The sequence below is a fragment of the Streptomyces axinellae genome, from assembly GCF_039532135.1.
GTDB classification, from domain to species: domain Bacteria; phylum Actinomycetota; class Actinomycetes; order Streptomycetales; family Streptomycetaceae; genus Streptomyces; species Streptomyces axinellae.
The window spans coordinates 493,635-519,454 of record NZ_BAAARJ010000001.1 but is presented as its reverse complement, the minus strand read 5'-3'; the positions used below and the strand labels follow the sequence as shown (position 1 = coordinate 519,454).

19 protein-coding genes and 1 pseudogene are annotated in these 25,820 nt (G+C 71.8%); 11 read left to right on the top strand and 9 right to left on the bottom strand.

Annotated features, from left to right (window positions below; genetic code table 11):
- Window positions 1-63: 63 nt before the first annotated feature.
- Together ABD339_RS02170 and ABD339_RS02165 are read right to left on the bottom strand one after the other, a co-directional pair.
- The gene (locus ABD339_RS02170) at window positions 64-2,463 is read right to left on the bottom strand and encodes a serine/threonine-protein kinase (RefSeq protein WP_344561500.1); all 2,400 of its coding nucleotides are present in this window, start codon (window positions 2,461-2,463) and stop codon (window positions 64-66) included.
- A 207-nt stretch (window positions 2,464-2,670) separates the two neighbouring features.
- Window positions 2,671-3,861, bottom strand: coding sequence for an acyl-CoA dehydrogenase family protein (locus ABD339_RS02165; RefSeq protein WP_344561498.1), 1,191 nt, complete (start codon window positions 3,859-3,861; stop codon window positions 2,671-2,673).
- Between the two features lie 429 nt (window positions 3,862-4,290).
- Here ABD339_RS02165 and ABD339_RS02160 point away from each other — a divergent pair, with 429 nt between their 5' ends.
- The 3 genes from ABD339_RS02160 to ABD339_RS02150 all read left to right on the top strand — a co-directional run bounded on the left by ABD339_RS02160 (window position 4,291) and on the right by ABD339_RS02150 (window position 7,080).
- Window positions 4,291-5,046 (top strand): YoaK family protein, encoded by a 756-nt coding sequence (locus ABD339_RS02160; RefSeq protein WP_344561497.1) that lies wholly within the window; start codon window positions 4,291-4,293, stop codon window positions 5,044-5,046.
- A 170-nt stretch (window positions 5,047-5,216) separates the two neighbouring features.
- Window positions 5,217-5,411, top strand: coding sequence for a hypothetical protein (locus ABD339_RS02155; protein ID WP_344561495.1), 195 nt, complete (start codon window positions 5,217-5,219; stop codon window positions 5,409-5,411).
- 76 nt (window positions 5,412-5,487) lie between these two features.
- On the top strand, window positions 5,488-7,080 hold the full coding sequence (locus ABD339_RS02150) for a P-loop NTPase family protein (protein ID WP_425575853.1): 1,593 nt from the start codon (window positions 5,488-5,490) through the stop codon (window positions 7,078-7,080).
- A gap of 131 nt (window positions 7,081-7,211) precedes the next feature.
- On the opposite strand, the gene yczR is transcribed toward ABD339_RS02150, so the two are convergent.
- Window positions 7,212-8,753 carry a MocR-like transcription factor YczR gene (yczR, locus tag ABD339_RS02145; protein WP_344561494.1) on the bottom strand — a complete coding sequence of 514 codons (1,542 nt, stop codon included), beginning with the start codon at window positions 8,751-8,753 and terminating at the stop codon, window positions 7,212-7,214.
- Between the two features lie 220 nt (window positions 8,754-8,973).
- Between yczR and yczE the strand changes: the two genes are divergently transcribed.
- Window positions 8,974-9,660 (top strand): membrane protein YczE, encoded by a 687-nt coding sequence (gene yczE / locus ABD339_RS02140; RefSeq protein ID WP_486388344.1) that lies wholly within the window; start codon window positions 8,974-8,976, stop codon window positions 9,658-9,660.
- 438 nt (window positions 9,661-10,098) lie between these two features.
- Entirely contained in the window at window positions 10,099-10,488 is a 390-nt protein-coding gene (locus ABD339_RS02135) for an RNA polymerase-binding protein RbpA (protein ID WP_344561492.1), read from the top strand.
- Between the two features lie 208 nt (window positions 10,489-10,696).
- Here ABD339_RS02135 and fxsA read toward each other — a convergent pair whose 3' ends face one another.
- The 5 genes from fxsA to ABD339_RS02110 all read right to left on the bottom strand — a co-directional run bounded on the left by fxsA (window position 10,697) and on the right by ABD339_RS02110 (window position 16,886).
- A complete protein-coding gene (fxsA, locus tag ABD339_RS02130; RefSeq protein ID WP_344561491.1) occupies window positions 10,697-11,350 on the bottom strand; it encodes an FxsA family membrane protein in 654 nt (217 codons plus the stop codon).
- 18 nt (window positions 11,351-11,368) lie between these two features.
- A complete protein-coding gene (locus ABD339_RS02125) occupies window positions 11,369-12,136 on the bottom strand; it encodes a polyprenol monophosphomannose synthase (protein WP_344561489.1) in 768 nt (255 codons plus the stop codon).
- Window positions 12,133-13,851: an apolipoprotein N-acyltransferase gene (gene lnt, locus ABD339_RS02120; protein ID WP_425575852.1), complete on the bottom strand. Its 1,719-nt coding sequence runs from the start codon at window positions 13,849-13,851 to the stop codon at window positions 12,133-12,135. Before lnt ends, ABD339_RS02125 begins: the two co-directional genes overlap by 4 nt.
- 727 nt (window positions 13,852-14,578) lie before the next feature.
- Window positions 14,579-16,228 (bottom strand): amidohydrolase, encoded by a 1,650-nt coding sequence (locus tag ABD339_RS02115; protein WP_344561488.1) that lies wholly within the window; start codon window positions 16,226-16,228, stop codon window positions 14,579-14,581.
- A gap of 217 nt (window positions 16,229-16,445) precedes the next feature.
- Window positions 16,446-16,886: an Lrp/AsnC family transcriptional regulator gene (locus ABD339_RS02110; protein ID WP_344561487.1), complete on the bottom strand. Its 441-nt coding sequence runs from the start codon at window positions 16,884-16,886 to the stop codon at window positions 16,446-16,448.
- 304 nt (window positions 16,887-17,190) lie between these two features.
- Here ABD339_RS02110 and ABD339_RS02105 point away from each other — a divergent pair, with 304 nt between their 5' ends.
- The 5 genes and pseudogenes from ABD339_RS02105 to ABD339_RS02085 all read left to right on the top strand — a co-directional run bounded on the left by ABD339_RS02105 (window position 17,191) and on the right by ABD339_RS02085 (window position 22,745).
- On the top strand, window positions 17,191-17,601 hold the full coding sequence (locus tag ABD339_RS02105; RefSeq protein WP_344561486.1) for a hypothetical protein: 411 nt from the start codon (window positions 17,191-17,193) through the stop codon (window positions 17,599-17,601).
- Window positions 17,602-17,750: 149 nt separating this feature from the next.
- Window positions 17,751-18,806 carry a Gfo/Idh/MocA family protein gene (locus ABD339_RS02100; RefSeq protein WP_344561485.1) on the top strand — a complete coding sequence of 352 codons (1,056 nt, stop codon included), beginning with the start codon at window positions 17,751-17,753 and terminating at the stop codon, window positions 18,804-18,806.
- 479 nt (window positions 18,807-19,285) lie between these two features.
- Window positions 19,286-19,891, top strand: coding sequence for a hypothetical protein (locus ABD339_RS02095; protein WP_344561611.1), 606 nt, complete (start codon window positions 19,286-19,288; stop codon window positions 19,889-19,891).
- Window positions 19,892-20,663: 772 nt separating this feature from the next.
- A complete protein-coding gene (locus ABD339_RS02090; RefSeq protein WP_344561609.1) occupies window positions 20,664-21,539 on the top strand; it encodes an alpha/beta fold hydrolase in 876 nt (291 codons plus the stop codon).
- Window positions 21,540-21,612: 73 nt separating this feature from the next.
- Window positions 21,613-22,745 (top strand): annotated as a pseudogene (locus ABD339_RS02085) (IS630 family transposase).
- 87 nt (window positions 22,746-22,832) lie between these two features.
- Here ABD339_RS02085 and ABD339_RS02080 read toward each other — a convergent pair.
- On the bottom strand, window positions 22,833-24,008 hold the full coding sequence (locus tag ABD339_RS02080) for an acyl-CoA dehydrogenase family protein (RefSeq protein ID WP_344561483.1): 1,176 nt from the start codon (window positions 24,006-24,008) through the stop codon (window positions 22,833-22,835).
- Between the two features lie 383 nt (window positions 24,009-24,391).
- Here ABD339_RS02080 and ABD339_RS02075 point away from each other — a divergent pair, with 383 nt between their 5' ends.
- Window positions 24,392-25,762: a glycoside hydrolase family 18 protein gene (locus ABD339_RS02075; RefSeq protein WP_425575851.1), complete on the top strand. Its 1,371-nt coding sequence runs from the start codon at window positions 24,392-24,394 to the stop codon at window positions 25,760-25,762.
- The last annotated feature ends 58 nt before the right edge of the window (window positions 25,763-25,820 follow it).

The following is a 25,820-nucleotide window of genomic DNA, read 5'->3' as shown; positions in this document are numbered from 1 at the left end:
CCGCAGCGGCGCGGCGGAGGGAAGAGATTCTCTGATGCTCTGTCAGATCCGCCCGGACCGGCGTCACCGGTGGGCCCCGGCAGCCTCGATGGAGCGGGTCAGCTGCTCCAGACAGTGCGCCTCGTCGTTCCTGCTTGCCAAGGTGCCGGGATCGGCGGGGCCCAGCACGCGCTCCCGCACGTCGGCGACGTATCCGTAGACCTTCAGCGCCTCCTCCCAACGGCCCAGCCAGCCCAGTGCCACGGCGACCTCGCGGTGACTGACCAGGGTGTCCGGGTGCTCGGGCCCGAGCACCCGCTCCCGGGCCTCGCACACCTCGCGAGCCTGGGTGAGCGCCTGTGGCCAGCGGCCGAGGCGCCCGAGGTTGACGCCCAGCCCGTGCAACGCGCGCAGGGTCTCCGGATGGTCCCGGCCCTGGACGCGGGCGCGGGCGAGCGCCAGGTCCCGGTACAGCTCCAGTGCTTCGGCGGGGCGGCCGAGCCGGCCCAGGCACACGCCCGACTCATAGCGGGCCGCGAGGGTGTCGGGGTGGTCCGGGCCCAGGCTCTCGCCGCGCAGGGCCGCGACGGCGAGGTAGGTCTCCAGCGCCTCGGCCCAGCGCCCCAGCCTGCCCAGCGCGTAGCCGACCTCGTAGCGGGTCACCAGCGTGTCGGGATGCCCGGCGCCCAGCACGCGGGCACGGGCGCGGGCGACTTCCGCCGCCAGCTCGTACGAGTCCGCCGGGCGGCCGAGCCTGCTGAGGTTGAAGGCGAGATTGTGACGGCAGCGCAGCGTGTCGGGGTGGTCGGGCCCCATGGTGCGTTCGCGCGCCGCCAGGACGGCGGCATACAGCTCGTGCGCCTCCAGATACCGGCCCAACTGGCCGAGTACGTAGGCGGTTTCCTGCCGCGCCGCGAGAGTGTCGGGGTGCTCGCGGCCGAGCGTCGCTCCCCGCTCCGAGGCCACCCGCGTGTACTCCTCCAGAGCCTCCCGGTGGCGGCCGAGCCGGGAGAGGGCGAAGCCCGTCTCATAGCGGCTGGCCAGCGTGTCGGGATGGCCGGGACCGAGCGCCAGCTCGCGCTCGGCGGCCACGGCACGGTGCACCTCGTGCGCCTCCTCCCATCTGCCGAGCCGGCCCAGGCCGAGCCCGGCGCCGTGCCGTTCGGCCAGGACGGCCAGCAGCTCGCGGGACGGAGCGGGCGGCACGGCCCGGTGGCGCGCCGAGGAGATGGCGGGCGGCCCGCCCTGGCCCGGTACGGCTACGGGTGCCGGCCGGCCCGCACCGTGCGGGCCCGTCCACGGGCCGGTCAGCGCGCTCAGCGCACCGGGCGCCCCGGCCGCTCCGGACTCTGCGGATGTCCTCTCCCCCTCGGGCGCGCCGGAGGCCGGGGCCGCCGTTTCCACCGCCGACCAGGCGCCGCTGGCACGGGAACCGCCGCAGATGCCCTCGCTCCAGGCGGGAGGCCGCGCCGGGACGGTGGCGGGAAGGTGCGCCGGAACGCTGACAACCCCCGGGACGCGCGCGGGGTGCTGCACCGGTGTCCGCGAGGAGGCCGGGGCGGCACCGAGCCGGGTGAGGTGCCCGGAGCGGGCGCCCATGGCGGTCACAGCCGCGTGGCCGCCTCCCGGGGTGCCCGCGCGAGCCGCCCTCAGGCCGGGCGCGAGCGCGGTCGCGGAGTACGGGCGCTGGTCCGGGTCCTTGGCGAGCAGCCCGAGGATGACGTGCTCCAGCGGGCCGGGCAGCTCGGGGCGCCGGGCACGCGGCGGCGCGGGCGTCGTATCGCGGTGGCCCACCAGCACGGACCAGGCGTCACCGCCCTCGAACGGCGGTGCTGCGGTGGCGAGTTCGTAGAGCACGCAGCCCAGCGAGTACAGGTCGCTGCGGTGATCGACGGTGGCGCCGGCGATCTGCTCGGGCGACATGTAGTGCGGGGTGCCCATGGCGATGCCGGTGCCGGTGAGCTTGGCGGTGAAGCCGATGTCGTGAGCGAGTCTGGCGATGCCGAAATCGCAGATCTTGACCGTACCGTCACCCGTACGCATGACGTTGGCCGGTTTCAGATCGCGGTGCACCACGCCCTGGTCATGCGTGTAAGCGAGCGCCGCGGCGACCTGTTCGGCCACCTCGATCACCTCGATGACCGGCAGCGGGGACGGTTTGCCCGCCTCCAGCAGCTGGCTGAGGTTGCGCCCTTCCAGCAGCTCCATCACCAGATAGAGCTGCCCTTCGTGTTCGCCGAAATCGTGCACCACCGTCACGCCGCGGTGCTGGAGCGCGGCGGCCACGCGGGCCTCGCGCCGGAACCGCTCGCGCAGGACGCGCATGAACGCGCTGTCCCCGCCTTCCGCGAGCGGTTTGAGACATTTGACCGCCACTCTTCTGCCCAGCGATTCATCGCGCGCGCGCCATACTTCGCCCATGCCGCCGCGCCCGATGAGATCGAGCAGACGGTAACGGCCCTGAATCAGGGTGTCCTCCGCCATCGCGTGCTGTCGCCCCCGTCGTTGCTCAGTACGTCCCTCCCCTGTCTGCCCAGTATGGCTGCCTCATTCCTTTATGTGTATGCCGTGCGGGGGCCAGGTATACGCGATTGGCTGGTTGCGGCCCGACGGCGGCGGAGAGTCCGCGGCGGGGCGCCGCGGCCTCACACGGGCCGGCGCGCGGCCACCGACGGCGCGCTCCCCGCCCGTTCAGCGGCGGACACGCGGCATGCCCAGGCCGATCCAGGAGATGATCTCGCGCTGGATCTCGTTGTTGCCGCCGCCGAAGGTGAAGATGACGGCGCTGCGGTAGCCGCGCTCCAGTTCGCCGCCCAGCACGGCTCCGGCCGAGCCCTCCTTGAGCGGTCCGGCGGCGCCGACGACCTCCAGGAGCCAGGCGTAGGCGTCGCGGCGTGCCTCGCTGCCGTAGACCTTGACCGCGGAGGCGTCGTGCGGGGTGAGCGTGCCCTTGTCGAGGCCGTCCACCATCTGCCAGTTGAGCAGCTTCATCGCGTCCAGGCGGGCATGGGTACGCGCCAGACGGGTGCGGACCCAGGCCAGGTCGATGACTCGGCGCCCGTCGGCGAGCTTGGTCTCGGCGGCCCAGCGCCGGGTGTCGGACAGGGCACGGATGGCCATGGTGCCGTGCGCCGCGAGAGTCACCCGTTCGTGGTTGAGCTGGTTGGTGATCAGGCGCCAGCCGCCGTTCTCCTCACCGACGCGGCGGGAGGCGGGGACGCGGACGTTCTCGTAGTAGCTGGCCGTGGTGTCGTGCGAGGCGAGGGTGTTGATGAGGGTGCACGAGTACCCGGGATCGCTCGTCGGTACGAGCAGCAAAGTGATCCCTTTGTGCGGTTTGACCTCGGGGTCGGTGCGTACGGCGAGCCACACCCAGTCGGCGGTGTCGCCGTTGGTGGTCCAGATCTTCTGCCCGTTGACCACGTAGTGGCCTGTCTCGGTGTCGCCCTCGCGCACGGCGCGGGTCCTGAGCGAGGCGAGGTCGGTGCCGGCGTCGGGCTCGCTGTAGCCGATGGCGAAGTCCAGCTCCCCGGAGAGGACCCGGGGGAGGAAGAAATCCTTCTGCTCGTCGGTGCCGTAGCGCATGATCGTGGGACCGACGGTGTTGAGCGCCATCAGCGGCAGCGGGACACCTGCCTGGGCCGCCTCGTCGAAGAAGATGAACTGCTCGACCGCAGTCATGCCCCGCCCGCCGTACTCACGCGGCCAGCTGACGCCCAGCCAGCCATCGGTGCCCAGCCGTCGGATGGTCTCGCGGTAGAACCGCTTCTGCTCGGCGGCCTCGGCGTAGCGTTCGTGTGCGTCCGGCGGCACGATCCGGGCGAAGTACTCCCTCAACTCCGCGCGCAATTCCTGTTGTCCAGTGGTGTATTCGAGGTACACGGCCCCTCCGCTTCACGTGGCATGACCTGGCGGCGGCGCTCACGGTAGAACGTGTTCCACCACAAGGGAATGGTGGTGACGCGACCGGCCGGACGGCGGCCGGGGCGCCGGACCGTGCCGCACCGGCGGCGTACGGGAGAATCCCGTCCAACTCCCCTGCCACATCTATGCGCTGACTGCGGGGTGGTGGGGAGGGCTCCGGGGAACGACGGCGCACGGCCGGCCGCTCCCCGGAGAGCGGCCGGCCGAAATCCGCACGACCTCGCCGACCGGCCGGCCGGTGGTCCGGGGCACAGCACCGCTCCCCCTCTCGTGCCCCGGAGCGCACCCCCTCCCCCACCACAGCCGAGGGAGTCTCCGGACACCCCCGCGCGTCGGGACGATGCAGGGCACGAGGCGCGGGCGGCACACGCGGCTTAGGTTGGGCGGATGGGCAAGTCGGTCGGGACACGCGCCGGGGGCATGAATGGCCGCGCGCACTGGTCGGTGGTGCTCCTGGCCACCGCGTCCGGCGCGGTGGACGCGCTGGCCCTGACGGCGCTCGGGCACGTGTTCGCCGGAGTGATGACCGGCAACCTCGTACTGCTGGGCGTCGCGGCGGGCGCCGACGGTGAGAGCGGCGTACCCGCGCTGGTGTCGCTCGGCGGATACGCGACGGGCACGGTGCTGGCCACCCGGCTGTGCCGGGGTGGAGAGCGGACCTCTCACGGACTCGGACTCGGAGCGGGACCAGGGCCACTCGGGGCAGGGGCTTCGGGATGGCCTCCCCGCGTGATGCTGTGCCTGTACCTGGAGACGCTGGCACTGGCAGGGTTCGCCGGGGTCGCCGGGGCACTCTCCGGACACCCGGAGGGCATGTGGCGCCCGCTCCTGCTGCTGGCCGCCTCGGGCGCGATGGGCGCCCAGTCGGCCGCGATGCTGGCGGGCGGCTCCCGGACGGCCCCGAGCACCTACTTCACAGGGACGCTCACGGTGTTCTTCGCGCGGCTCGCCGGCCGGGAGCGGCCGGTGGAGTGGTGGTCGGGCGCACGGCTGCTGGCGGTGGCCGTCGGGGCGGCATGCGCCGTCGGTCTCCGGGCACTGGCCGCGCCGCTGGCCTTCGCCCTGCCCGCCGTGGCACTGGCCGCTGCGCTGGCATGCCAGGGCAGCGGCCCCTGGCGCTTCCGCACTCCGGCCGCGGAGTGACGGCGTCCTCGTCGGACGGGCCGGTCGGCACGCGAAGGTGACAGGCACTCAGCGCGAGCCCCTTTAAGGGGTTACTGGGTAAATCACCTATTTGCCCTATTTATACGATCCGCACGATCTGTGAAGATGGTGAAGCTCATGGTGACCGTCCCCTACATCAGGAGTCACTGGTGATTCTCTCCGTCTCGGGTGTCGTGCTGCTCGGTGTGATCGTCTTTCTGTTCTTCCGCAAGGACGGCCTCAAGGTCTCGCACGCCCTGGTGTGCGCGCTTCTGGGCTTCTACCTGGCGAGCACCGCCATGGCGCCCAGCATCAAGGCGGGCGGCGAGAGCCTCGCCGGCCTGCTGGGCGGCATCAAACCCTGAGCCGGCAGAAGCAGGAGGGACGGGAGAGCCGCGCAGAGCGGTCAACGCAACCGAGGCGGGCCAAAAGGAGCTGCGTGTGAGCCGGTGGTCCCTGGCACCGCGGTGGGGCGAGGCGGACACCCCGCGGCCCGGCATCAAACTGCTGCCCGGCGTACTGCGTCCCTTGCTGGTGCTCCGGCGCGGACTCGGGCGGCTGTCCGTGACAGTACGGAAGTGGTGGGCCCGCGCCCCCAAGGAGCGGCGGCGCCTCGCGCTGTTCCTGGTGGCGGCGTGCGGGTCGGCACTGTGGCTGATGCCCTACGGACCGGCCCTCGCCGCCCTCTCGTTGACGGGCGCCGCCGCATGGTGCGGCAGAGAGCGGGCCCGCCTGCCGGAGGCCGGGGAGCAGGTACCCACCGACGAGGAGGCGGCCCGCCTCCAGAGCCTCTACGAAGCGCTGGTGCCCTACTTCGCCGTGGACGGCGACCCCCACCCCGAACCCCTTTACGCGCTGGACGGAGGGTGGGAGCGCGCTTTCGGAGGCTTCGCCTTCGGCCGCGACGGCAGGCTGAGCACCCTGCTGCTGCGCTACCCGGCCTGGTTCCCGGACGGGGAGGCGGCCCGGCGATCGTGCGTGGAGCAGTCGCTGGCGGCCAAGTCGGGACGCCTGCGCGAGTACCGCTTCACATGGCACGAGGAGTGCAACCTGCTGCGGATGACCGCGCTGGAGCCGCTGCCCACCGGCATCCACGCACAGCCGTTCGTCACCGCACCCGGCGAGACCGTACTCGGCTTCACCGACGAGCCCGAGGTGCGGCGGACCGTCCCCGTGGAGGTCTGCGGCCTCGACGGGACCCGCGACGTGTCCCCGGTGGTGTGGCGTACCGGCCCACGGTCGGCCGAGCCGCACCTGCTGGCGATGGGGACACCGGGGTCGGGCACGAGTTCGCTGCTGCGCTCGGTGGCACTCCAGGCCCTGCGGCGCGGCGAGGTGCTGGTGGTGGACGGCGACGGGGGCGGGGAGTTCTCCTGCCTGGCCGCACGGCGCGGAGTGCTGGGCGTGGAGTCCACGCTCTGCGGGGTGCTCTCGGCGCTGGAGTGGGTGGAGCGCGAGACGGAGCGGCGGCTGCTGTCGGCCGGCCGGGCCCGGCAGCGCGGTGAGCGCGCGCCGGAGGATGTACGGCAGCCGCTGTGGGTGCTGGTGGACCGGCCGGCCGTGCTGAGCCACCTGGCCAGGGCCGAGGGGCGGCGCGACCCGCAGGATCTGCTGGGTGTGCCCCTGCGGCACGGCCGGGCCGCGGGGGTGAGCGTGGTAGTGGCCGAACAGTTCGACGGGGCCGGGGAGTTGTCCGCCCCCGTGCTCGCCCACACCAGGGCACGGGCGGTGTTGGGCCCGGTCTCCCCGGAGCAGGCGGCCGGTGTGCTCGGCCTCGCCCCGCATACGGGCTCTGCCCCGCACCCGCCGCCGGGGCGGGGGTTCGCCCGGCTGGGCCCGGGACCGGTGCTGCGCCTCCAGGTGCCCGCGACGCCGGACCCGTTCGACGAATCGGCCCCCGGCCCGGAGCGTGCGGCGGTGTGGGCGCTGCTGCCGGAGCCCGCCGCCAACGCCGCCGCTCCGGCCCCGCCGGGACTGCTGGAGGCCCTCGGCGCGCTGGAGGCCGTCGGCACACCGACAGGCCGGAGGAGGTAGGACCCCGGGCGGGAACGCAGGGGGGTCGGCCCGGGACGGCATACGGGCCCACGAGCCCGGTGCCCGCGGGAGCGCGGGCCGTTTTCCACTGACCGCGTATGCGCCGCCGCCCCTCCGGTCGCGCGAGGTTCTCAGGCCACGTACGAACGTGGCAGGTCCGAGAGCGCGGGGGCCCCGGAGCGCACCAGGTCGGCAGCGGCGGCGAGCCGGACCGCCGCTTCTCTGGCGAGCGGCTCGGCGATGGTGAACGGAAGCCGCACGAAGCCCTCGAAGGCCCCGTCCACCCCGAAGCGCGGCCCGGAGGGTATACGTACTCCGACGCGTTCGCCCGCCTCGGCGATCCGCGAGCCGGACAGGCCACCCGTACGCACCCACAGGGTGAGGCCGCCGCGCGGGACGGTGAACTCCCAGTCGGGCAGGTGGGCGCGCAGGGCCGAGGTGAGCGCCTCGCGGTTCTCCCGCGCGCGGGCCCGGCGCAGGGTGACCGCCCGCTCCCAGCCCTCGCCGGTCAGCAGTTCGGTGACGGCGAGCTGTTCGAGCACGGGGCTGCCGAGGTCGGCGTAGGCCCGGGCAGCTGTGAGACTGCGGATCACCTCGGGCGCCGCCCGGACCCAGCCGATGCGCAGCCCCGCCCAGATGGACTTGCTGACCGAGCCCACGGTGATGACGCTGGAGCCGCCGGTGTCGAACGAGGCCATCGGAGGCGGGAGTTGGCAGTTCGGCGCATCGCTGCCCAGTTCTCCCGTCGAGCCGGGCGGCCCCATCGGGAGATCGGCCATGGTCTCGTCGGCGATCAGGATAGTGCCCGAGTCACGGGCGGCCGTCACGAGTTCGCGGCGCTGCTCCGCCCCGGCCAGCGCGCCGGTGGGGTTGTGGAAGTCGGCGACGACGTAGGCGAGCCGGGGTGCCGCCTCCCGCAGCGTGCGGTGCCAGGCCGGCAGGTCCCAGCCCGCGAGCCGGTCCGCCATCGGGACGGGGACGAGGCGGGCGCCCGTCTCGCGCAGCAGCTGGAGCACATTGGCGTAGGAGGGGTGTTCGACGGCGATGCGCTCCCCGTGCGGGGCCAGCATCCGGGCGAGGGCCCCCACCCCGCCCATGGCGCCGGTGGTGACCATGATCTGCTGCGGCATCGTCGGCACACCGCGCTCGGTGTAGCGGTCGGCGAGCGCCTGCCGCAGGACGGGCAGCCCGGCGGGGTAGTCGCCGTGCGTGTGGGCGTAGGGCGGCAGCGCGGCCAGCGCGCCCTGGAACGCCTGACTGAGGTGCGGTTCGGGCGCGGGCAGCGCGGCGCAGCCCAGGTCGATGACGGTGCCCTCGCTGTCGGGCGGGAGCGGGTCGAGCCCCCGGGTGGGCAGTGGCTTGCCCGCGGGCACGGCCGTCCAGCTCCCGGAACCCCGGCGGGATTCGAGGAACCCGTCGGAGCGCAGCGCCTCGAAGGCCGCCGCGACGGTGGTGCGGCTGACGTGGAGCGCCGTGGCCAGCTCGCGCTCGGCCGGCAGCCGGGTCGCCACCGGGATGCGCCCTTCGAGGACGAGGAGGCGCAGCCCGTCGGCCAAGGAGCGGTAGGCGGGCACCTTGCGCGCCGTCGGCACCGCGCCGTCCCGCCCGGGGTGTTGGGAGTCGAGGAGCCGCGCGAGCTGGGGGGCACCTACCGCAGAGTTCCACTGCGCCATCTGGGCAGTCCACCTTCCTTGGATTGGACGTAGAAGTGGCCTGGTTCCTGCCCACAGAATGCCACGGGTCAAGGGAGTGGCACGAGAGAGGGGTAGTTCTTTGTCCGGCTTGAGGGGTCCCGGCGCGAAGGGTTCCAGCCTGAGAGATTCCGCCCCGGGAAGTTCCGACCCGGGGAGTTCCGTTTCGGGGAGTTCCGATCGGGGGAGTTCAGGCGGCCACCTGTTCCGCCGGCTGGTTCAGCTCTACGCAGGTCTGCTGCTGTACGGGTCGAGCGCCGGCCTGATGGTGGCCGCGGGGCTGGGGCTGGCCCCCTGGGATGTATTCCACCAGGGCCTCTCACAGCACACAGGGCTCTCGATCGGCACGATCTCGGTCATCGTGGGCGCCGCCGTACTGGTTCTGTGGTGGCCGATGCGGCAGCGCCCCGGGCTGGGCACCGTCTCCAACGTGTTCTTGATCGGCGTCTCGATGGATGCCACTTTGTGGCTGCTGCCCGAGCCGCGGGCGCTGGCCGTACGTATCCCTCTGCTGGTGGCGGCCGTGGTGCTCAACGGGCTCGCGACGGGCCTGTACATCGCGGCCCGCTTCGGCGCCGGCCCGCGCGACGGGCTGATGACCGGCCTCCACAAGGTGACGGGCAGGTCCATCCGGCTGCTGCGGACCGGTATCGAGCTGACCGTCCTGACCACCGGCATACTGCTGGGCGGCTCGGCGGGCGCGGGCACGGTGCTGTACGCGCTGGCCATCGGCCCGCTGGCCCAGTTCTTCCTCCGGCTGTTCACCGCCCCTGCCGAGCGCGGCGGCTCGCTGGTGGTGGCGCGCGGACCGGCGCGGCGCGCGATACTGCGGCGGCGACGAGCGCCCGCACGCACGAGCACCGCTCCCCCGCGCGCCCCTCACGAGTGATCAGCGGTACGCGGCCTTGCCGCCGACGGTCTTCCTCGTTCCCGGTTTCACCCTGCTTGCGCGGGTACCTGTAAGAGAGCGGCAGCCGCGGTGGGCAACGTGGCCCCGGACCGGATTTAGACCTCTGCGCGCCGGGCCGGTAGTGTACGCGCTTGGCTCACCGGATGGACCGTTACTGCACGCCAAAGGGATGCGAACAGTGGGTGACATCTCCTGTCAGTTGTGACAAACCGGTCACCGGGGGGTACCGCAGACTCGACGAAGCGGTGGCACAAAGGAAGGCAGCGGCGCACAGCGCCACCCTCTCGGGGGTGGCGGTGGGTAAACGGGTGGGCGCATGTCCCGATACGGGAATCTTCACCGCCGACCGGACGTTGACCGGATGACGACGACAGCGACACCTGTCCTGTGGGCGACCAGCCCGGGAGGCACGAATTCATGAGTGAGCGAGCTCTTCGCGGCACGCGACTCGTGGTGACCAGCTACGAGACCGACCGCGGCATCGACCTGGCACCGCGCCAGGCCGTGGAGTACGCATGCCAGAACGGACATCGATTCGAGATGCCGTTCTCGGTAGAGGCCGAGATTCCATCCGAGTGGGAGTGCAAGGTGTGCGGTGCACAGGCACTCCTGGTCGACGGCGAGGGTCCGGAGGAGAAGAAGGGCAAGCCCGCACGTACGCACTGGGACATGCTCATGGAGCGGCGCACCCGTGAGGAGCTGGAAGAGGTCCTCGCGGAGCGGCTCGCGGTGCTGCGCTCCGGCACGATGAACATCGCGGTGCATCCTCGTGATGACAACAGCGGGAGCAAGCGCAAGTCCGCCTGATCCGGCGGTCTCGCACCGTATGAATACAGCGAGAGGGCCCGGGGTCACTGTTATGACCCGGGGCCCTCTCGCTGTGCCGTATCCGCACCCTCAGGGCATCTCCGCGCCGTATCCCGGGGGGCGTCACTGAGCTGTGACGCCCCCCGGGATACGGCGATGCGCGCGCACGACGCCCGCCCGGGGCCCGGGGTACGCTCCGGCCCCGCGGTCAGTCCTTGCCCTTGCCCTTGTCCCGCTCCTCGTCCGGGACGACCTCGCCCTGGACGACCTTGCCGTCGGGACGGTGCATCCGGATGCGCTCCTCGGCACCGCGCGCCTGCTGGTAGGCGTCGCCGAGGGTGCCGGGCGCGAAGCCGCTGCGGCGCTCCAGATAGCGCTTCGTCGTGCCGCGCAGCAGCTTCGCCGTGGGCGGGAAGAGGCACAGCAGCCCCACGGCATCGGAGGCGAGGCCCGGGATCATGATCAGCAGACCGCCGAGCATCGCCATGCCGCTGCCGCGCCCCGCACGCCCCTCGGCCTCCGGCTGGGGCTCCGCACCGCCCCCCTGCTCCTGCGCGCGCTGGACGGTCTCCGCGAGATTCCGCCAGGCCCTGCGCCCCGCCCGCTTGATCACCGCGGAGCCGAGCACGAAGCCCGCTACGAGCACGATGAGGACGATCAGCCCGCTTGTCGCGTCCGCGAGCAGCGTGAGCAACCAGATCTCCAGGACCACCCAGGCGGCGACGGCCAGCGGCAGCAGCGTACGGGTCTTGGAGCGGCGCCTGGGCCCGCCGGGGCCCTGCCCCGGTCCTCCGGGACCCCCGGCGCCGTCGCCCTGTTCCTGACCGGAGGGCTCGTACGGGAAGGGTGCGCGCGTCGTCATGCCTCAAGTGTGCCTGGCTCAGCCCCGGCGGCGTCCGCGGACCTTCTTGACGCGGTCCTCAAGGCCCCAGGCAGCGATGCGCCACAGTGCCTCGGCCATGATGTCGCGGCTCATCTTCGAGTCCCCGCGCTCGCGCTCCACGAAGGTGATGGGGACCTCCACCACGTGGTATCCGGCGTGGACGGTGCGGCGGGTGAGATCGACCTGGAAGCAGTAGCCTTGCGAGGCGATGGAGTCCATGCCGATGCCCTCCAGTGTCTCCTTGCGGAAGGCGCGGAAACCCGCTGTCACATCCCGTACGGAGACATCCAGGAGGACTCGGGAATAGGTGCTGGCGCCCCGCGAGAGGATTTCGCGCGACTTGGGCCAGTTGACGATCCGCCCGCCGGGCACCCAGCGCGAGCCGATGACCAGATCGGCCCCGGCCAGCGCGGTGAGCAGCCGGGGCAGTTCCTCCGGGGGGTGGGAGCCGTCGGCGTCCATCTCGATCAGCACGCCGTAGCCGTTGTCGATGCCCCAGCGGAAGCCCGCCAGATAGGCCGCGCCCAGGCCCTCCTTGCCCTTGCGGTGCAGGACGTGGACGTGGTCGTCCTCCGCCGACAGCTCATCGGCGATCTTGCCGGTGCCGTCGGGGCTGTTGTCGTCGGCGATCAGGAGGTGCGCTGCGGGCACGGCGGCACGCACCCGGGAGACGACGGGCTTGATGTTGTCGGCCTCGTTGTAGGTCGGAATGATGACCAAGGCCGTGCCGAGCGGTTCGTAGCGCCGCTGTCCGCCGTCCTTCACTGGTGCTGCCTCTCCGGTTGTGCTGGTCGGTCTTGCTTCCCCGTGCCGGACTCCCGTGAGCCGGCTGTGCGCTGTCTGCGGCCGAGAATCCAGGCCCCCGCGCAGGCGAGCACGCCCACGATAGCGATCACCTGCTCGGGGACGGCGCCGACGTGGTCCGCGACGGTGAGACCGTCGCGCAGCGGCAGGTCGGCGGTGAGGACGTCGCGGGTGAATTCGTCCGTGCGCTGCTGCACCGTGCCGTCGGGCGCGACGACGGCGCTGATGCCGCTCGTGGCCGCCGTGACCACCGCACGGCCGTGCTCGACGGCGCGGAGCTTGGACATCACCAGCTGCTGCTCGGGCTGGCCCGTCCTGCCGTAGGTGGCGTTGTTGGTCTGGACGACCAGGGCGCGGGCGCCGTCGCGCACCGTGTCCCTGGGGATCTCGTCGTAGGCCACCTCGAAGCAGATCACGTCGCCGAGGCGGGCGGGGCCCGTCTGGAGGACGCCGGTGTGGTCGCCCGGGTAGAAGTCCCTGGGAACCTGCTGGAGGCGCGTGATGACCTTGCTGAGCTGGTTGCGGAAGGGGACGTACTCGCCGAACGGCACCGGATGCTGCTTGGTGTAGGAGGCGCCGGGGCCCTTCTTCGGGTCCCAGACGATGCCCTGGTTCTCGACATAGCCCTCCTTGGTCGGGTGGTCGACGAGGGCGCCGACCAGGACGGGAACACCGACGGCCTTGACGGCCTCATCGATGCGGCGGCCCGCCTCCGGCCACGTGAAGGGGTCGAGGTCCGAGGCGTTCTCCGGCCAGATCACGAGGTCGGGCTTGGGTTCCTTGCCCTGCTTGACGCGCTTGGCAAGGTCGAGGGTTGCCTCGACGTGGTTGTTGAGGATCTTCATGGGCCGGCCCAGGAAGTCCATGCCCGGCTTGGAGACGTTGCCCTGCACGATCGCGATGCGCGCGGTGTCGTCCGCCTTGGTGGGGACGGGCACCGCGAATCCCGCGGCGGTGACGGCGGCGGCGAGCACGAGTGCGCCCGCTGCCGTGCCGTAGGCCCGCCGGGTGCGGGCCGCGGGCGCGGCGCGCAGGCGCCAGGCGGCCAGTACGGCGGCGGCCAGCAGCGTGCCCGTCAGCGCCACCGCGAAGCTGACCAGCGGAGCGCCTCCGAGAGCGGCGAGGGGGGTGTAGGGAGAGCCGGTGTTCGCGAAGGCGAGCCGTCCCCAGGGGAATCCCCCGAAGGGGATCCGGTCGCGCAGATACTCCTCGGTGATCCACAGGCAGGCGCACCACAGCGGCCAGGCCGGCAGCCGGGTGGCGAGAGCGAACGCGGCACCCAGCAGAGCGACGAACAGGGCCTGGATGAAGGCCAGTCCGATCGTCGCGTCCCATCCGACGACGTGCAGCCACTTCAGCAGGAAGACGAAGAAGGGCAGGCCGAAGGCGAAGCCGCTCCAGGCGCCCTGGCGGGCCGTACGCCCCCGCACCAGCAGCCCGAAGGCCGCGACGGCGGCGAGGGACAGCGGCCAGACGCCGTACGGAGGGAAGGCCAGCGCGAGGGCGAGGCCGCTGAGCACGGCGAGCCCCGTACGCGGCGCCTCACGCCGTGCGAGCGCGGCCAGTCGCCGCCTGCGGGTGGGCCGCCCGGCACCCGGTGGCACGCCCTCGTCCCGCGGCTCTTCCGGCGGCGCCGGGCTGTCCGGTTCGGGTCCTGTGCTGTCCGGCTCGGTCACTGCGTTCGCCGGCTCATCCGAGGGCACTGAGCTGTCCGGCGCACTGCGGGGCGCAGCCGCCTTGCGCTCCCGGGGTTCGCCCGGGGCGGAAGCGGAGGTGGTGTCGGGGCCCGGTGCCAAGGTCGCAGCCTTCCTCGCAGGTCGTCCGGTAGTGCAGTGACCGTACAACGCGCGAGGGGCACGGCGGAGCGCGGGACCGTAAAGCTGTGGAAAGCGGCGGAAGCACCTGGTGGCGTGCTCGGCGACGGTCTCGTGCGGGGAGTTTCGTGCGGGGGGTGGGGAAGGTGCGGAGCCACCGGTCCGCGGATCGTCCGCCGCGGAGCTGCGGGTTGGGGCCCGGCGCCCTTCGGGCCGACCTGGGACCCGCTGGCTGCGGATCGTCCGAAAGCCGTTGTCTACTGAGCGTCCGGGCCCCGTCCCGGGTCACACCCGCCGACCAGCCGACAGCTTCCGCCCCCGTGCCGCGGGCGCTGGACCTGGCTCCCAGTGGTGGTGCGCCGGTGCGGCACACCACCCCGTGGCCCAGCGGCGTTCGACGACTGCGCGGAAGTTCCCCGGTCGGACGTGCCTGTGGTGGACGCGGCCGAACCTACCCGGCCACGGCGGTTTTTTGTCAACAGCCTGGTGGCCTGGGGTGTTTCGGCAAATCAGCAGGTCAGTGCGGAGAGGGCGGCGGTTGGGCGACAGGCCGAGGGGGTCTCGTTCGGCCGTATCCTCTTCGCCTACGTCACTCGTCCGGCCGCGCGTAGACCGTCCGGCCGCCGATCACCGTCCGCAGACAGACCGGGACTTGGGTCCCCGGCGTCAGATCCGGCAGCCCCGGGGTGCCCGAACGCGGGTCCGTGGACCAGTTGGCGACGCGGGTGTCGGGAGACTGGACGACGAGCGCCCCGGTGTGCCAGAGCGCGTAGTCGGCCGGGGCGCCGGGGGCGAGAACTCCGGCGCCGTCCTGGCCGATGGCCCGCCAGCCGCCCCGGGTGTGCGCGGTGAACGCGCCGCGTACGGAGATCCGGTGGCGAGGGGTGCGGTGGAACGCGGCGGCTCTGATGGTCTCCCAGGGACCGAGGGGGGTCACGGGGCTGTCGGAGCCCAGCGCGAGCGGGACCCCGGCGCGCAGGAGGTCTGCGTACGGGTTGAGTCCGGCGGCGCGCCCGGCGCCCAGCCGGCGTGCGTACATGCCGTCTTCGCCGCCCCAGGCCGCGTCGAACGCGGGCTGGACCGAGGCGGTGAGGGCGAGTTCGGCGAAATCGGAGACGGTGCGCGCGGTCAGCATTTCGGCGTGCTCGACGCGGTGGCGTGCCGCCCGGACGCGGGCTAGGCCGACGCGCTCGGCCGCCGCTCGCGTGCCGTCGGTGACGGTTTGGACGGCGGCGTCGCCGATGGCGTGGAAACCGGCCTGGAGCCCGGCCTCGGTACAGGTCGCGACGTGGGCGGCGACGGCCTCGGCGTCCAGATTCGCGCTGCCGGTGGTGTGCGGCGCGTCCGCGTACGGTGCGCACAGGTGTGCGGTGTGGGAGCCGAGGGACCCGTCGGCGAAGAGGTCACCGGCGGCACCCAGGGCGCCCAGCTCGTGGACACGGGCCGCTTCCTTTGCAGAGGTGACGAGTTCGGCCCAGTAGCCGAACACGCGCGGGCCCGGCTCCTCGGCGGCCAGCGCGAAGAGCGCGAGCAGGTCCTCCTCGCTGGAGATGTCGGGGCCCGCACACTCGTGGAGGGCGCCGATACCCAGCGACGCGGCGTGCGCGAGCGCGGCGCGCTGGGCTTCGGCCCGCTGGCGGGGCGTGAGCGCTGCGTACGCGACTTCACGGACCGCGTGGTGCGCGTCGCCGGTCAGCGGCCCGTCCGGCGCGTAGCCCTCGCGGGCGGCGATCCCGGGGACGAGGTCGAGCAAGGCCGTGGTGACCAGCGCCGAGTGCACATCGACGCGGGTGAGGTAGAGGGGCCTGCCGCCGGTCGCCTCGTCGAGTTCGGCACGGCCGGGGTAGCGCTGCTCGGGCCAGGCACCGGCGTCCCAGCCCGTGCCGAGCAGGATCCGGTCGTCGGGCCGGGCCTCGGCGTGGGCGCGGATCGCGGCGAGGGCTTCGGCGAGGGTGGCGGCGCCGGACAGGTCGAGGCCGGTCAGCGCGAGGCCGGTCGCCGTCGTGTGCACATGGGCGTCGGTGAAGGCGGGGGTCACGAGCGCGCCGTCGAGGTGCACGGTCTCGTCCACGCCGTCGGCGAAGGAGTCGGCGGCCCCCTCCGAGCCGATCCAGGCGATGCTGTCGCCCTCCACCACCATCGCGGTCGCGAAGGGGTCGGCCGGGCTGTGGACCTCGCCGCCGCGCAACAGGAGGGTGCGGGGTCCGGACCGGGAGGAGGGGGCTGTGCTGTCGCTCATGGGGACAGTCTCCCGCTCCGGCGGGACCGGCGGGCCCCGGGGGGTGTGCGGCGGGGGCGCGGCCGGACGTACGAACGGGCCCCGCCGCATGGGCGGCGGAAGCGCGTGCGGCGGGGGCGCGCGCAGCGGGGCAGGCCCGCGGCGGAGCGCGGCGGGCAGGCCCGGCGGCGGAGCACGGCCGCGCGGCCCTGTGGCGGGCCACGGGTGCGGCTTGCTCTCAGATGCGGGGTGGGCGCGCCTCGTACGGGGTGGAGAGGACGACCGTGGTCCGGGTGGAGACCCCCGCGAGGGAGCGGATGCGGGCCAGCAGGTGCTCCAGCTCGATCGGGGTGGCCACGCGCACCTTGAGAATGTAGTTCTCGTCGCCTGCGACGCTGTGGCACGCCTCGATCTCGGGTACATCGGCGAGCCGTTCGGCGATGTCGTCGGGGGCGCTGGGGTCGAACGGTTTGACGGAGATGAACGCGGTCATCGGAAGCCCCACGGCTTCGGGGTCGACCAGGGCCGCGTAGCCGCGGATGACGCCCCGCTGTTCGAGGCGGCGTACCCGCTGGTGTACGGCCGAGGTGGACAGGCCGGTGGCCTTGCCCAGGTCGGTGTAGCTCATCCGCCCGTCCCTGACGAGCAGTTCCACGATGTGCCTGTCCAGTTCCTCCACAGCGGATCACCGTACTGTGCTCGCCGCGCTCCGGCACACTGTCCGTGCCCAGACGGCGCGCATGGGATGCTCTGTCGCACGGGAGCGGGCCGTCCGGGTCCGGGAATCGGATCCTGACGCGGGAGCGGGGCGCGCCACGACGGACGGGCGCTGCGCCGGTGACACGGGGGCACACGTGTGTGACCAAGGACACACATATGCTCCCGTGTCCTCCGGGACGTCGAGATTACGGAACAGACACGACGGGAAGTGCTTGCTGTGGCCGGAAGCCCAGCCCGGCAGGTTCACCCGAGGGGGAATTTCCATGCGCACGACGAAGTCGGTCAACGCTGTTCGCCAGGACGCGGCAGCGGCCTCGGCGCAGAGCGGTCATCAAGGCATAGAGGGGCTGCTTCCCGACGAGGAGGAGACCTACGAGAGCTACCGCGTCATCTGCCCGGACTGCCGGCAGGCGATCGCCATGCTGTCGCTGGAGGAGAAGCTGCCCGAGCACGCGATGTGCGCTTCGAAATGGGACCCCTTCGGGCTGACGGTGTGCCAGGGAGCGGGCCGCCCGGTACGCGAGGCCACCCCCGCGGACGGCACCGCCCGCGAGCGCGGCGTGGGCGAACTGCTCACCCTGCCCGAGGGGCTGGACTGGCGCACCCAGCCGTTCTCCCACGTCGGCGGCCCCGGCTCCCGGCCCATGCCGGTGATCGGCCAGAACCGCCGCTGATCCCCGGGCGGTTCGCCGGCGCCCGGCGCCGGGGCAGCGCGCCCGCCGCGAGGTGAAAGCCGGAGCCGCGACGGAAACCGGGACCCGGAGCGCCGCGCCGGGTCTCAATTGAGTTGCCGTCACCGGGAGTTCGGGTCAAGGTGGCCCGCGTGTCGGGAGTGATGATCGCGGGACTGCGGCGCGGGCTGGTACTGGCCCGCTGGTGTGCGCGGGCGGGGTTCGAAGTCGCGGCGGTGTGCGACCCGGATCCGGAGTTGCTGGCCGCCGCGTCGGCGGAGTTCCCCGCCGCGCGTACGGCCCGGCGATGGCAGGAACTGACGGCCGAGGACGTGGCGGCCGTCGTCCTGGCCAACGACTTCGACGCGCATGCCGAACCCGCCATCACCTTTCTGCGCCGGGGCGTCCACGTGCTGAGCGAGTGCGCCGCGTGCGTGAGCGAGGAGGAGGGCAGGGCACTGGTCGAAGCCGCCGAGGAGTCCTCGGCGACCTACTCCTTCGCCGAGAACTACGTCGAACACCCGCATGTGCGCACCATCGCCTCGCTGGTCGGCGGCCGGGAGATCGGCGACGTCGAGCTGATCGAGTGCGACTACGTACACGGCCTGGCACCCGCCGAGGTGACCGCACTGGCGGGGGATCCGGCGCACTGGCGCGGACGGATCACTCCGAGCGCCTACTGCACGCACACCCTCTCCCCCGTCCTGGATGTCACCGGCGCCTGGCCGATGCAGGTGACAGCGCACCCGGTGGGGACGGGCCCGCGGCCCATGGCGGTCGTCCTGGTCACCTGGCTCTCGACAGGCGCCCTCGCGCTCACCCGGCAGACGTTCCTCCAGGGCGAGCCGGACAGCCACTGGTCGTGGCTGTCGGTGCGCGGCACCGAGGGGCTCGCGGAGTCGCTGCGCGCGCCGGGCCGGGATGCATGGTCGGTACGGCTGCGCAACGAGCCCTGGGCGCACGGTGGTTCACTGCGCGACGAGGTGCGCGCGGCGGAGCCCGTACGGCTGTACGGCGAGGTCGTGGAGCCGGGAGAGGTGGGCACCGCACGGGTGGTGGAGGCGTTCTGGCGCACGGTGACCGAGGGGGCGCCGCCCCGGGTGCCGGTACGCGCCGCGGTCGCGGCCTCCCTGGTCGGCGTCGCCGGAGCCCGCTCGCTGGCTGAGGGCTCGCGTCCGGTGGCGCTGCCGGATGTCGCCGGGTGGTAGCGCGTAGGGGCGGGGCCGGGTTGGCGCATAGGGTGGCCGCATCTTCTCGCCCTGCGCGCCGCTCCCCCGCTTCCCCGCTGACCTGCGGACCGGCGCGCTCGTACGCTTGTGAACACACTCCGCCGGAAGAGTGGGCCAGAAGGCCGACGTGGCCCGCGTAGACGCTCTGTGGATGGGGACCCGGGACCCGAGTACGTCCAGCATGCCGAGGACCCGAGAACGTCTAGGAGAGGGCCATGGCCAGCACGAGCACCAAGAGCAGCACGGGCCGCACCGGCGGCACGACCAGCAGCACGCGCCGTACGAGTAACACGCGCCGTACGAGCAGCACGCGCCCGGCACACGGCACCAGCAGGAACACAAGCCGGACCACCAGTCGCGGCACCAGCCGGAAGGCCCCTACGGGCAAGAGCGGTCAGGGCAGGGGCGGCCGTTCCTCGGGCGGGCAGCAGCAGCGCCAGGCAGCACTCGTCCGGGCACTGCTGGAGCACCACGGTCAGACATACGCGGAGGAGGCAGGCATCACGCTGCGTAATACCCCTTCCCCGCTCTACCGCCTTCTGGTGCTCTCGCTGTTGCTGAGTGCCCGTATCCGCGCGGACATCGCCGTTGCCAGCTCGCGCGCGCTCTCGGAGGCCGGGATGCGGGACGCGCGGCGGATGGCCGAGGCGACCTGGCAGCAGCGGGTGGACGCGCTCGGGGAGGGCGGGTACCGCCGCTACGACGAGCGCACCGCCACCCAACTCGGCGAGGGGGCCGAGCTGTTGAAGGAGGAGTACGGGGGCGACCTGCGCAAACTGCGCGAGCGGGACGATCCCGAGGCGGGCCTGCGCGAGGTGCCGGGGCTCGGCCCCGTGGGCGTGTCGATCTTCCTGCGGGAAGCGCAGGCCGTCTGGCCCGAATTCCAGCCGTATCTGGACCCCAAGGCGCTCCAGGGAGCGGGAAAGCTGGGGCTTCCCGAGTCCGCGGAGAAGCTGGCCGGGCTCGTCAAGAAGGACGAGCTGGCATCGCTGGCGGCCGGTCTGGTGCGGGCGGCGCTCAGCTCCAAGGTGGTCGACGAGGTGAGGGAGGCCGCGGGGGCCTGAGCGAGCGTTTCTGCTGAGCACCGCCGGGCCACCTCGACGCGCGACGCGCGGCCGGGCGCTCGGAGGCGGACAGGTCGGTACGCGCGTGCGGCTGTCGGTCGGCCAGTGCGGCGAAGAGTGCCGCCACCAAGGCGAGTGATGCCGACGCCAGCGACAAAGCCAGCGGGGCACGCGGCGAATTCGTGGCGCCGAGAGAGGGGCCGGTGGCCTGGCGGTGTCCGTTTCGCCGCCTTGTCCGGGGGCAAGGGAACGGCAGCGGCGGCAGCGAGTCAGGGGGGCGCGCATGATCGCGTGGCTGGTGTTCGGGGGAATCTTTCTGGTAGTCGTCGTGCTCATCTTCTGGATGACCACCCGACCGGCCAATCTGAACCCGCGTACTTACGGACGCGGTGGTCCGAGCGGCAAGTTCACGGGGCAGGCATGGACGGCCGGTGAGAGCGACGGCGACGGCGGGGTTTCGTGCGGGGGCGGGAGCAGCGCCTCGTGTGGGGGCGGCGGAGGCGGGGGCTTTTGACCCGTCGCCTGGGCCCACAACGTCTCGGCGAGCGCCTGGACGGGAGGTGGCCGCTCGGGGTGTTGCCCGTCATCGGGGCCCGGTGGCCGGTCCTCGGGTGACGGTCCCGGCACGTCGTCCCGGAGAGGGTGCGCGAAAACGTCACCCCCTGAACCGGTGAGCAATATACCGAGTGCCGCGTCAGGCAACGTTTGCCCTGTTCGAGGCCATGGTGAAAGTCGGGTGCAGGACTTCAGGTCTATGGCCATGATGTTGATCATGACTGGATACACCGACGTTCCTGCCCGGCTGGGTGAGAGTGCTCTGTCTGATGGACGGCTGCTTGGCTGGGCAGAGTGGGGGCCGTTGGACGGGGCGCCTGTTCTGTTGTGTCCTGGTGCGGCTACGAGCCGGTGGCTCGGATTCGGCGCAGGCATTGTTGAGGCGCTCGGAGTGCGTCTTGTCTCTGTGGATCGTCCGGGTCTTGGTGTCTCGACGCCCGCCCCTGGGCGGACCTTCTCTGACTTCGCTGGAGATATGCGCCAACTCTGTGTGCAGCGGGGGCTGGGGCAACCTGTTGTGGTCGGGAATTCGCAAGGTGCACCATTCGCTCTTGCCTGCGCTGCGGAGGGGGTCGCCTCGGCACTGGCTGTCGTATCCGGTGCGGACGAGGTCGCCAGGCCGGAGTTCGCTCCAGTTCTGAACGCGGACCTGCGTGGTCTTGTCGAGCGGACCGAGTGCGATCCGGCTGGCGCCGAGGAGTTCTTCGCCGGCTTCACTGCGGAGGCGATGTGGGACATGATCATGGCCGGGAGCCCAGGGTGTGACCGTGCCGTGTACCAGGATCCTGAGTTCGCGGCTGGCTACCGCAGGGCCTTGGACGAGGGATTTACTCAAGGTGCCGCTGGCTACGCCCGTGACACGGTCCTGGCGATGGGGCGGTGGCCGTTCGCCCTCGACGAGATCGCTGTCCCCGTCGATATCTGGTACGGCGAGCAGGACACCAGCCACTCGCCCGATAACGGAGCACTGCTTGCTGCCCGTGTGCCCGGTGCTTGTCATCATGTCGTGCCGGGGATCGGCGGTGCCCTGCTGTGGACTCATGCCGAGTCGATCCTCACATGCCTCCTTGAAAAGACCATCACCGGCCAGTAAACGATCGGTTCGTGGCCGTGCCGGGGCGCGAGGCGTGCACGTGCCGGACAGCGATCTGCGTCAAGCTGTGCGGGTGGCTGAACGTGTACAGGTCCGGGAGCTTGATGACGACGAGGGCAGGCGGTTGCTGCGGATCATCCGCAGAGGCACGGGGTCGGTGGTGACCTGGCAGCGGGCCCAGATGATGCTGCTGGCCGCGCAGGGCATGCCCGTGGCGAAGATCGCCGAGGTGACGTTCACGAGCCCGGGCCGGGTCCGGGATGTGATCCACAACTTCAACGCCGACGGCTTCGACTCGCTCTGCCCGAAATACAAAGGCGGCCGGCCCAGAACCTCCCCCCTCCCGGAACGCCGGGAGATCAAGAAAATCGCCAAGTCCAAGCCGGCCGAGCACGGCCTGCCGTTTTCGACCTGGAGCCTGGCCAAGCTGGCCGACTTCCTGGTCGCCGAGGGGGTGGTCGACGACATCAGCCACGAGGGCCTTCGGGTCCTGCTCCGCGAGGAGGGCATCTCGTTTCGACGTGTAAAGACCTGGAAGACTTCCCGAGATCCGGACTACGCGGCCAAGAAGGCGCGGGTCGAGCATCTCTATGCGATCGCCGACGGCGAGGTGATACCCGAGGACGGCGAGCCGGAAGTTGTTTTGTGTCTGGACGAGTTCGGGCCGCTGAATCTCCAGCCCCACCCGGGGCGGCAATGGGCCGAGCGCGGCGGGAAGCACAAGGACCCAGCCCGCGAGCCCAGGCCCCGCCGCCGCGCGACCTACGCCCGGCCTCATGGGGTCCGGCACCTGTTCGCCGCCTACGACCTTGCCCGGGACAAGCTCTACGGCCACATCAAGCCGGGGAAGAACCGCACGAGCTTCCTGGAGTTCTGCCGTTACCCGCGCAGCCTCTACCCGCCCAAGCTCCGCATCGCGATCGTGCTCGACAACTTCTCCCCGCACCTCACCACGAAGAAGGACACCCGGGTCGGCGACTGGCCGCGGCCAACAACGTCGAGCCCGCCTATACACCGACCAACAGCTCCTGGCTGAACCGCATCGAGGCACAGTTCACCGCCCTGCGCCATCTCGCGCTGGATGCCACCGATATTGCCGGCCACAAGGAGCAAGGCAGCATGATCCGCCGCTACATCATCTGGCGGAACAAGCACGCAACCGACGAACGCCTCCGCAAGGTCGTGAACAGGGCGAACATTGCCTGATACGGCATAGGCCCCCGGCAGGCGGGGAAGCCGGAGCCCCCGCCGGCCAGGGGCGGCCCCTCGCCCGCGTCACGCGGCCCGTATGACTCAGCGGGAGCTCTCCGGGCCGGCGAGGTGACGGGCGATCACCATGCGCTGGATCTGGTTGGTGCCCTCCACGATCTGGAGCACCTTGGCCTCGCGCATAGAGCGCTCCGCGGAGAAGTCGGCGGTGTAGCCATAACCGCCCAGCAGTTGGACCGCGTCGGTGGTGACGCGCATCGCCGCGTCGGTGCAGAACAGCTTCGCCATGGCGGCCTGCCGCGAGAAGGGCTGTCCCGCATCGTGCCGCCGCGCCGCCGCGAGATAGAGGGCGCGGCCGGCCTCGATCTGGGTGCCCATGTCGGCGAGCATGAAGCGGAGCCCCTGGAAGTCGCTGATGGGGCGGCCGAATTGTTCGCGGCCCGCCGTGTAGGCCAAAGCCTCGTCCATGGCGGCCTGGGCGACGCCGATGGCGCAGGCCGCGATACCGAGCCGTCCGCCGTCGAGGGAGGAGAGCGCGACGGAGAAGCCCTGGCCCACCTCCCCCAGCCGCCGCGAGTCGGGGACCCGTACACCGTCCAGGTGAAGTTGTGCGGTCGGCGAGCCGTTGAGCCCCATCTTGCGCTCGGGCGGCGCCGCGCTGAGCCCTTCGGCGTCGCCGGGGACCAGGAACGCCGTGATGCCGCGGGGGCCGTCCTCACCGGTGCGGGCGAGCACGGTGTAGAAGTCGGCGATGCCCGCGTGGGTGATCCACGCCTTGGTGCCGCTCAGCAGCCAGTCGTCGCCGTCCCGCACGGCGCGGGTGCGCAGCGCTGCGGCGTCGGATCCGGAAGCGGGCTCGGACAGGCAGTAGGCGCCCAGCAGTTCGCCGCCGAGCATGGCGGGCAGATGCTCGGCACGCTGTTCCTTGGTACCGAAGTGTGCGAGGCCGTGGCAGGCGAGAGAGTGAACGCTGGTGCCGAGGCCGACAGTGAGCCGGGCGGCGGCCAGCTCCTCCAGGACCTGGAGGTAGACCTCATGGGGCTGCCCCCCGCCGCCGTACTCCTCGGGGTAGGGCAGGCCGAGCAGGCCGGACCGTGACAGGAGTGCGAAGGTCTCGCGCGGAAAGGTGCCGGTGCGCTCGCCCTCGGCCGCGGCGGGTTCGACCTCACGCTGGGCCAGGTCGCGGGCGAGTGCCAGCAGATCGCGGGCTTCCTCGGTGGGCAGTTCACGCTCCACCGGCCGCGGACCGTACTCCGGCATGTGCGCTCTCCTTCGTCAGGAACTGCGGCGACGACTCCTGGGTGTTGACGCCGTGCCGTGGACACTGGCCCGCGAGGCGGGGCCGGGTGCCGCTGCTGTGCCGTGATCCTGCCTCCTCGGGTTACGAGTGCGGCTGACCAGCGGTGGCGGCGAATGGGAGTATGCCCGATCGGGCGACACACGTCACCGGCGCACGGCGGCGCCCCGCGCCGGAACGGGTCCCTCCGCACGGCAATTGGTCCGAACCATTGACGGACTGGTCTAGTCCTTCTACATTCCGGTGAACGTAGGACGTACAGAAGTGTCCATGCATGCCACGACATACGGACACGCATGGCACGGCCGCAGCACTCACCCTCCGCACCCCACACGCGAGGAGAACCATGCTCGGACCGGAAGAAAGACGCTTGCGTTCCACTCAGCCCGCAACCGCTCGCCGCGCGCTCCCCAAGCGCCGCAGGCTCTCCGCCTTCCTGGGCGCGGCCTGTGCCACGGTGCTCGCGACGACCCTCTTGTCGGCCACGGCCTCGGCCTCGGCCGGCGCCTCACCGGGCGAACGGCAGTCCCCCGTCGCGCCCCCGAAGTCCGTCACGGCCGCCGCCTCCGCCACGGAGACCGCCGCCGCGAACCCGCCCGCCGCCAGACAGTCCATCGCGGCGGGCAAGACCATCGGGTACTTCACCAACTGGGGTGTCTACCAGCGCAATTACCACGTCAAGAACGTCGAGACCTCGGGCTCGGCGGCCAAGCTCACCCACATCAACTACGCCTTCGGCAATGTCCAGGGCGGCCGGTGCACGGTCGGTGACAGCTACGCCGACTACGAGAAGGCATACACCGCCGACCAGAGCGTCGATGGTCAGGCCGACACCTGGGACCAGCCGCTGCGCGGCAATTTCAACCAGTTGCTGAAACTCAAGAAGAAGCACCCCGGCCTGAAGGTCCTGTGGTCCTTCGGCGGCTGGACCTGGTCCGGCGGCTTCGGCGAGGCGGCCCGCAACCCCCAGGCGTTCGCCGAGTCCTGCTACAACCTGGTCAACGACTCGCGCTGGGCCGGGCTCTTCGACGGCATCGACATCGACTGGGAGTACCCCAACGCCTGCGGCCTGACGTGCGACACCAGCGGGCGGGACGCCTTCGCGAACGTACTGAAGGCGCTGCGCGCGAAGTTCAGCGGCAAGCTGGTCACCGCGGCCATCACCGCCGACGCCTCCTCCGGCGGCAAGATGGATGCCACCGACTACAAGGCGGCGGCGCAGTATGTGGACTGGTACCTGCCGATGACCTACGACTACTTCGGGGCGTGGGACGCGCAGGGACCCACGGCTCCGCACTCCCCGCTCAGCTCGTACCAGGGCATCCCCAAGAACGGCTTCAACACCGAGGCGACGATCGCCAAGCTCAAGGGCCTGGGCGTACCCAGCGGCAAGCTGCTGTACGGGCTGGGCTTCTACGGCCGGGGCTGGAGCGGAGTCACTCAGTCCGTGCCGGGCGGCACCGCGAGCGGGCCCGCGCCGGGCAAGTACGAACAGGGAATCGAGGACTACAAGGACCTCAAGACCAGGTGCCCGGCAACCGGCAAGGTCGGCGGCACCGCCTACGCATACTGCGGCAACCAGTGGTGGAGCTACGACACCCCCGAGACCATCGGCACCAAGGGCAGCTGGGCCGCACAGCAGGGCCTGGGCGGCACCTTCTTCTGGGAGCTGAGCGGTGACACGGCGAACGGAGAGCTGATCAAGGCCATCAAGTGACCATGGCCGAGGCGGCATCGCGGCCGTAACCGGACAAGAACAGCGGGGCCCACCCGGC

Excerpts from the sequence above, each read along its gene's own strand:
- ABD339_RS02170 (WP_344561500.1), bottom strand. The coding sequence starts at position 2,463 with ATGGCGGAGGACACCCTGATTCAGGGCCGTTACCGTCTGCTCGATCTC.
- ABD339_RS02160 (WP_344561497.1), top strand. The coding sequence starts at position 4,291 with ATGGGCAAGTCGGTCGGGACACGCGCCGGGGGCATGAATGGCCGCGCG.
- yczR (WP_344561494.1), bottom strand. The coding sequence starts at position 8,753 with ATGGCGCAGTGGAACTCTGCGGTAGGTGCCCCCCAGCTCGCGCGGCTC.
- ABD339_RS02135 (WP_344561492.1), top strand. The coding sequence starts at position 10,099 with ATGAGTGAGCGAGCTCTTCGCGGCACGCGACTCGTGGTGACCAGCTAC.
- fxsA (WP_344561491.1), bottom strand. The coding sequence starts at position 11,350 with ATGACGACGCGCGCACCCTTCCCGTACGAGCCCTCCGGTCAGGAACAG.
- ABD339_RS02115 (WP_344561488.1), bottom strand. The coding sequence starts at position 16,228 with ATGAGCGACAGCACAGCCCCCTCCTCCCGGTCCGGACCCCGCACCCTC.
- ABD339_RS02105 (WP_344561486.1), top strand. The coding sequence starts at position 17,191 with ATGCGCACGACGAAGTCGGTCAACGCTGTTCGCCAGGACGCGGCAGCG.
- ABD339_RS02090 (WP_344561609.1), top strand. The coding sequence starts at position 20,664 with ATGACTGGATACACCGACGTTCCTGCCCGGCTGGGTGAGAGTGCTCTG.
- ABD339_RS02080 (WP_344561483.1), bottom strand. The coding sequence starts at position 24,008 with ATGCCGGAGTACGGTCCGCGGCCGGTGGAGCGTGAACTGCCCACCGAG.
- ABD339_RS02075 (WP_425575851.1), top strand. The coding sequence starts at position 24,392 with ATGCTCGGACCGGAAGAAAGACGCTTGCGTTCCACTCAGCCCGCAACC.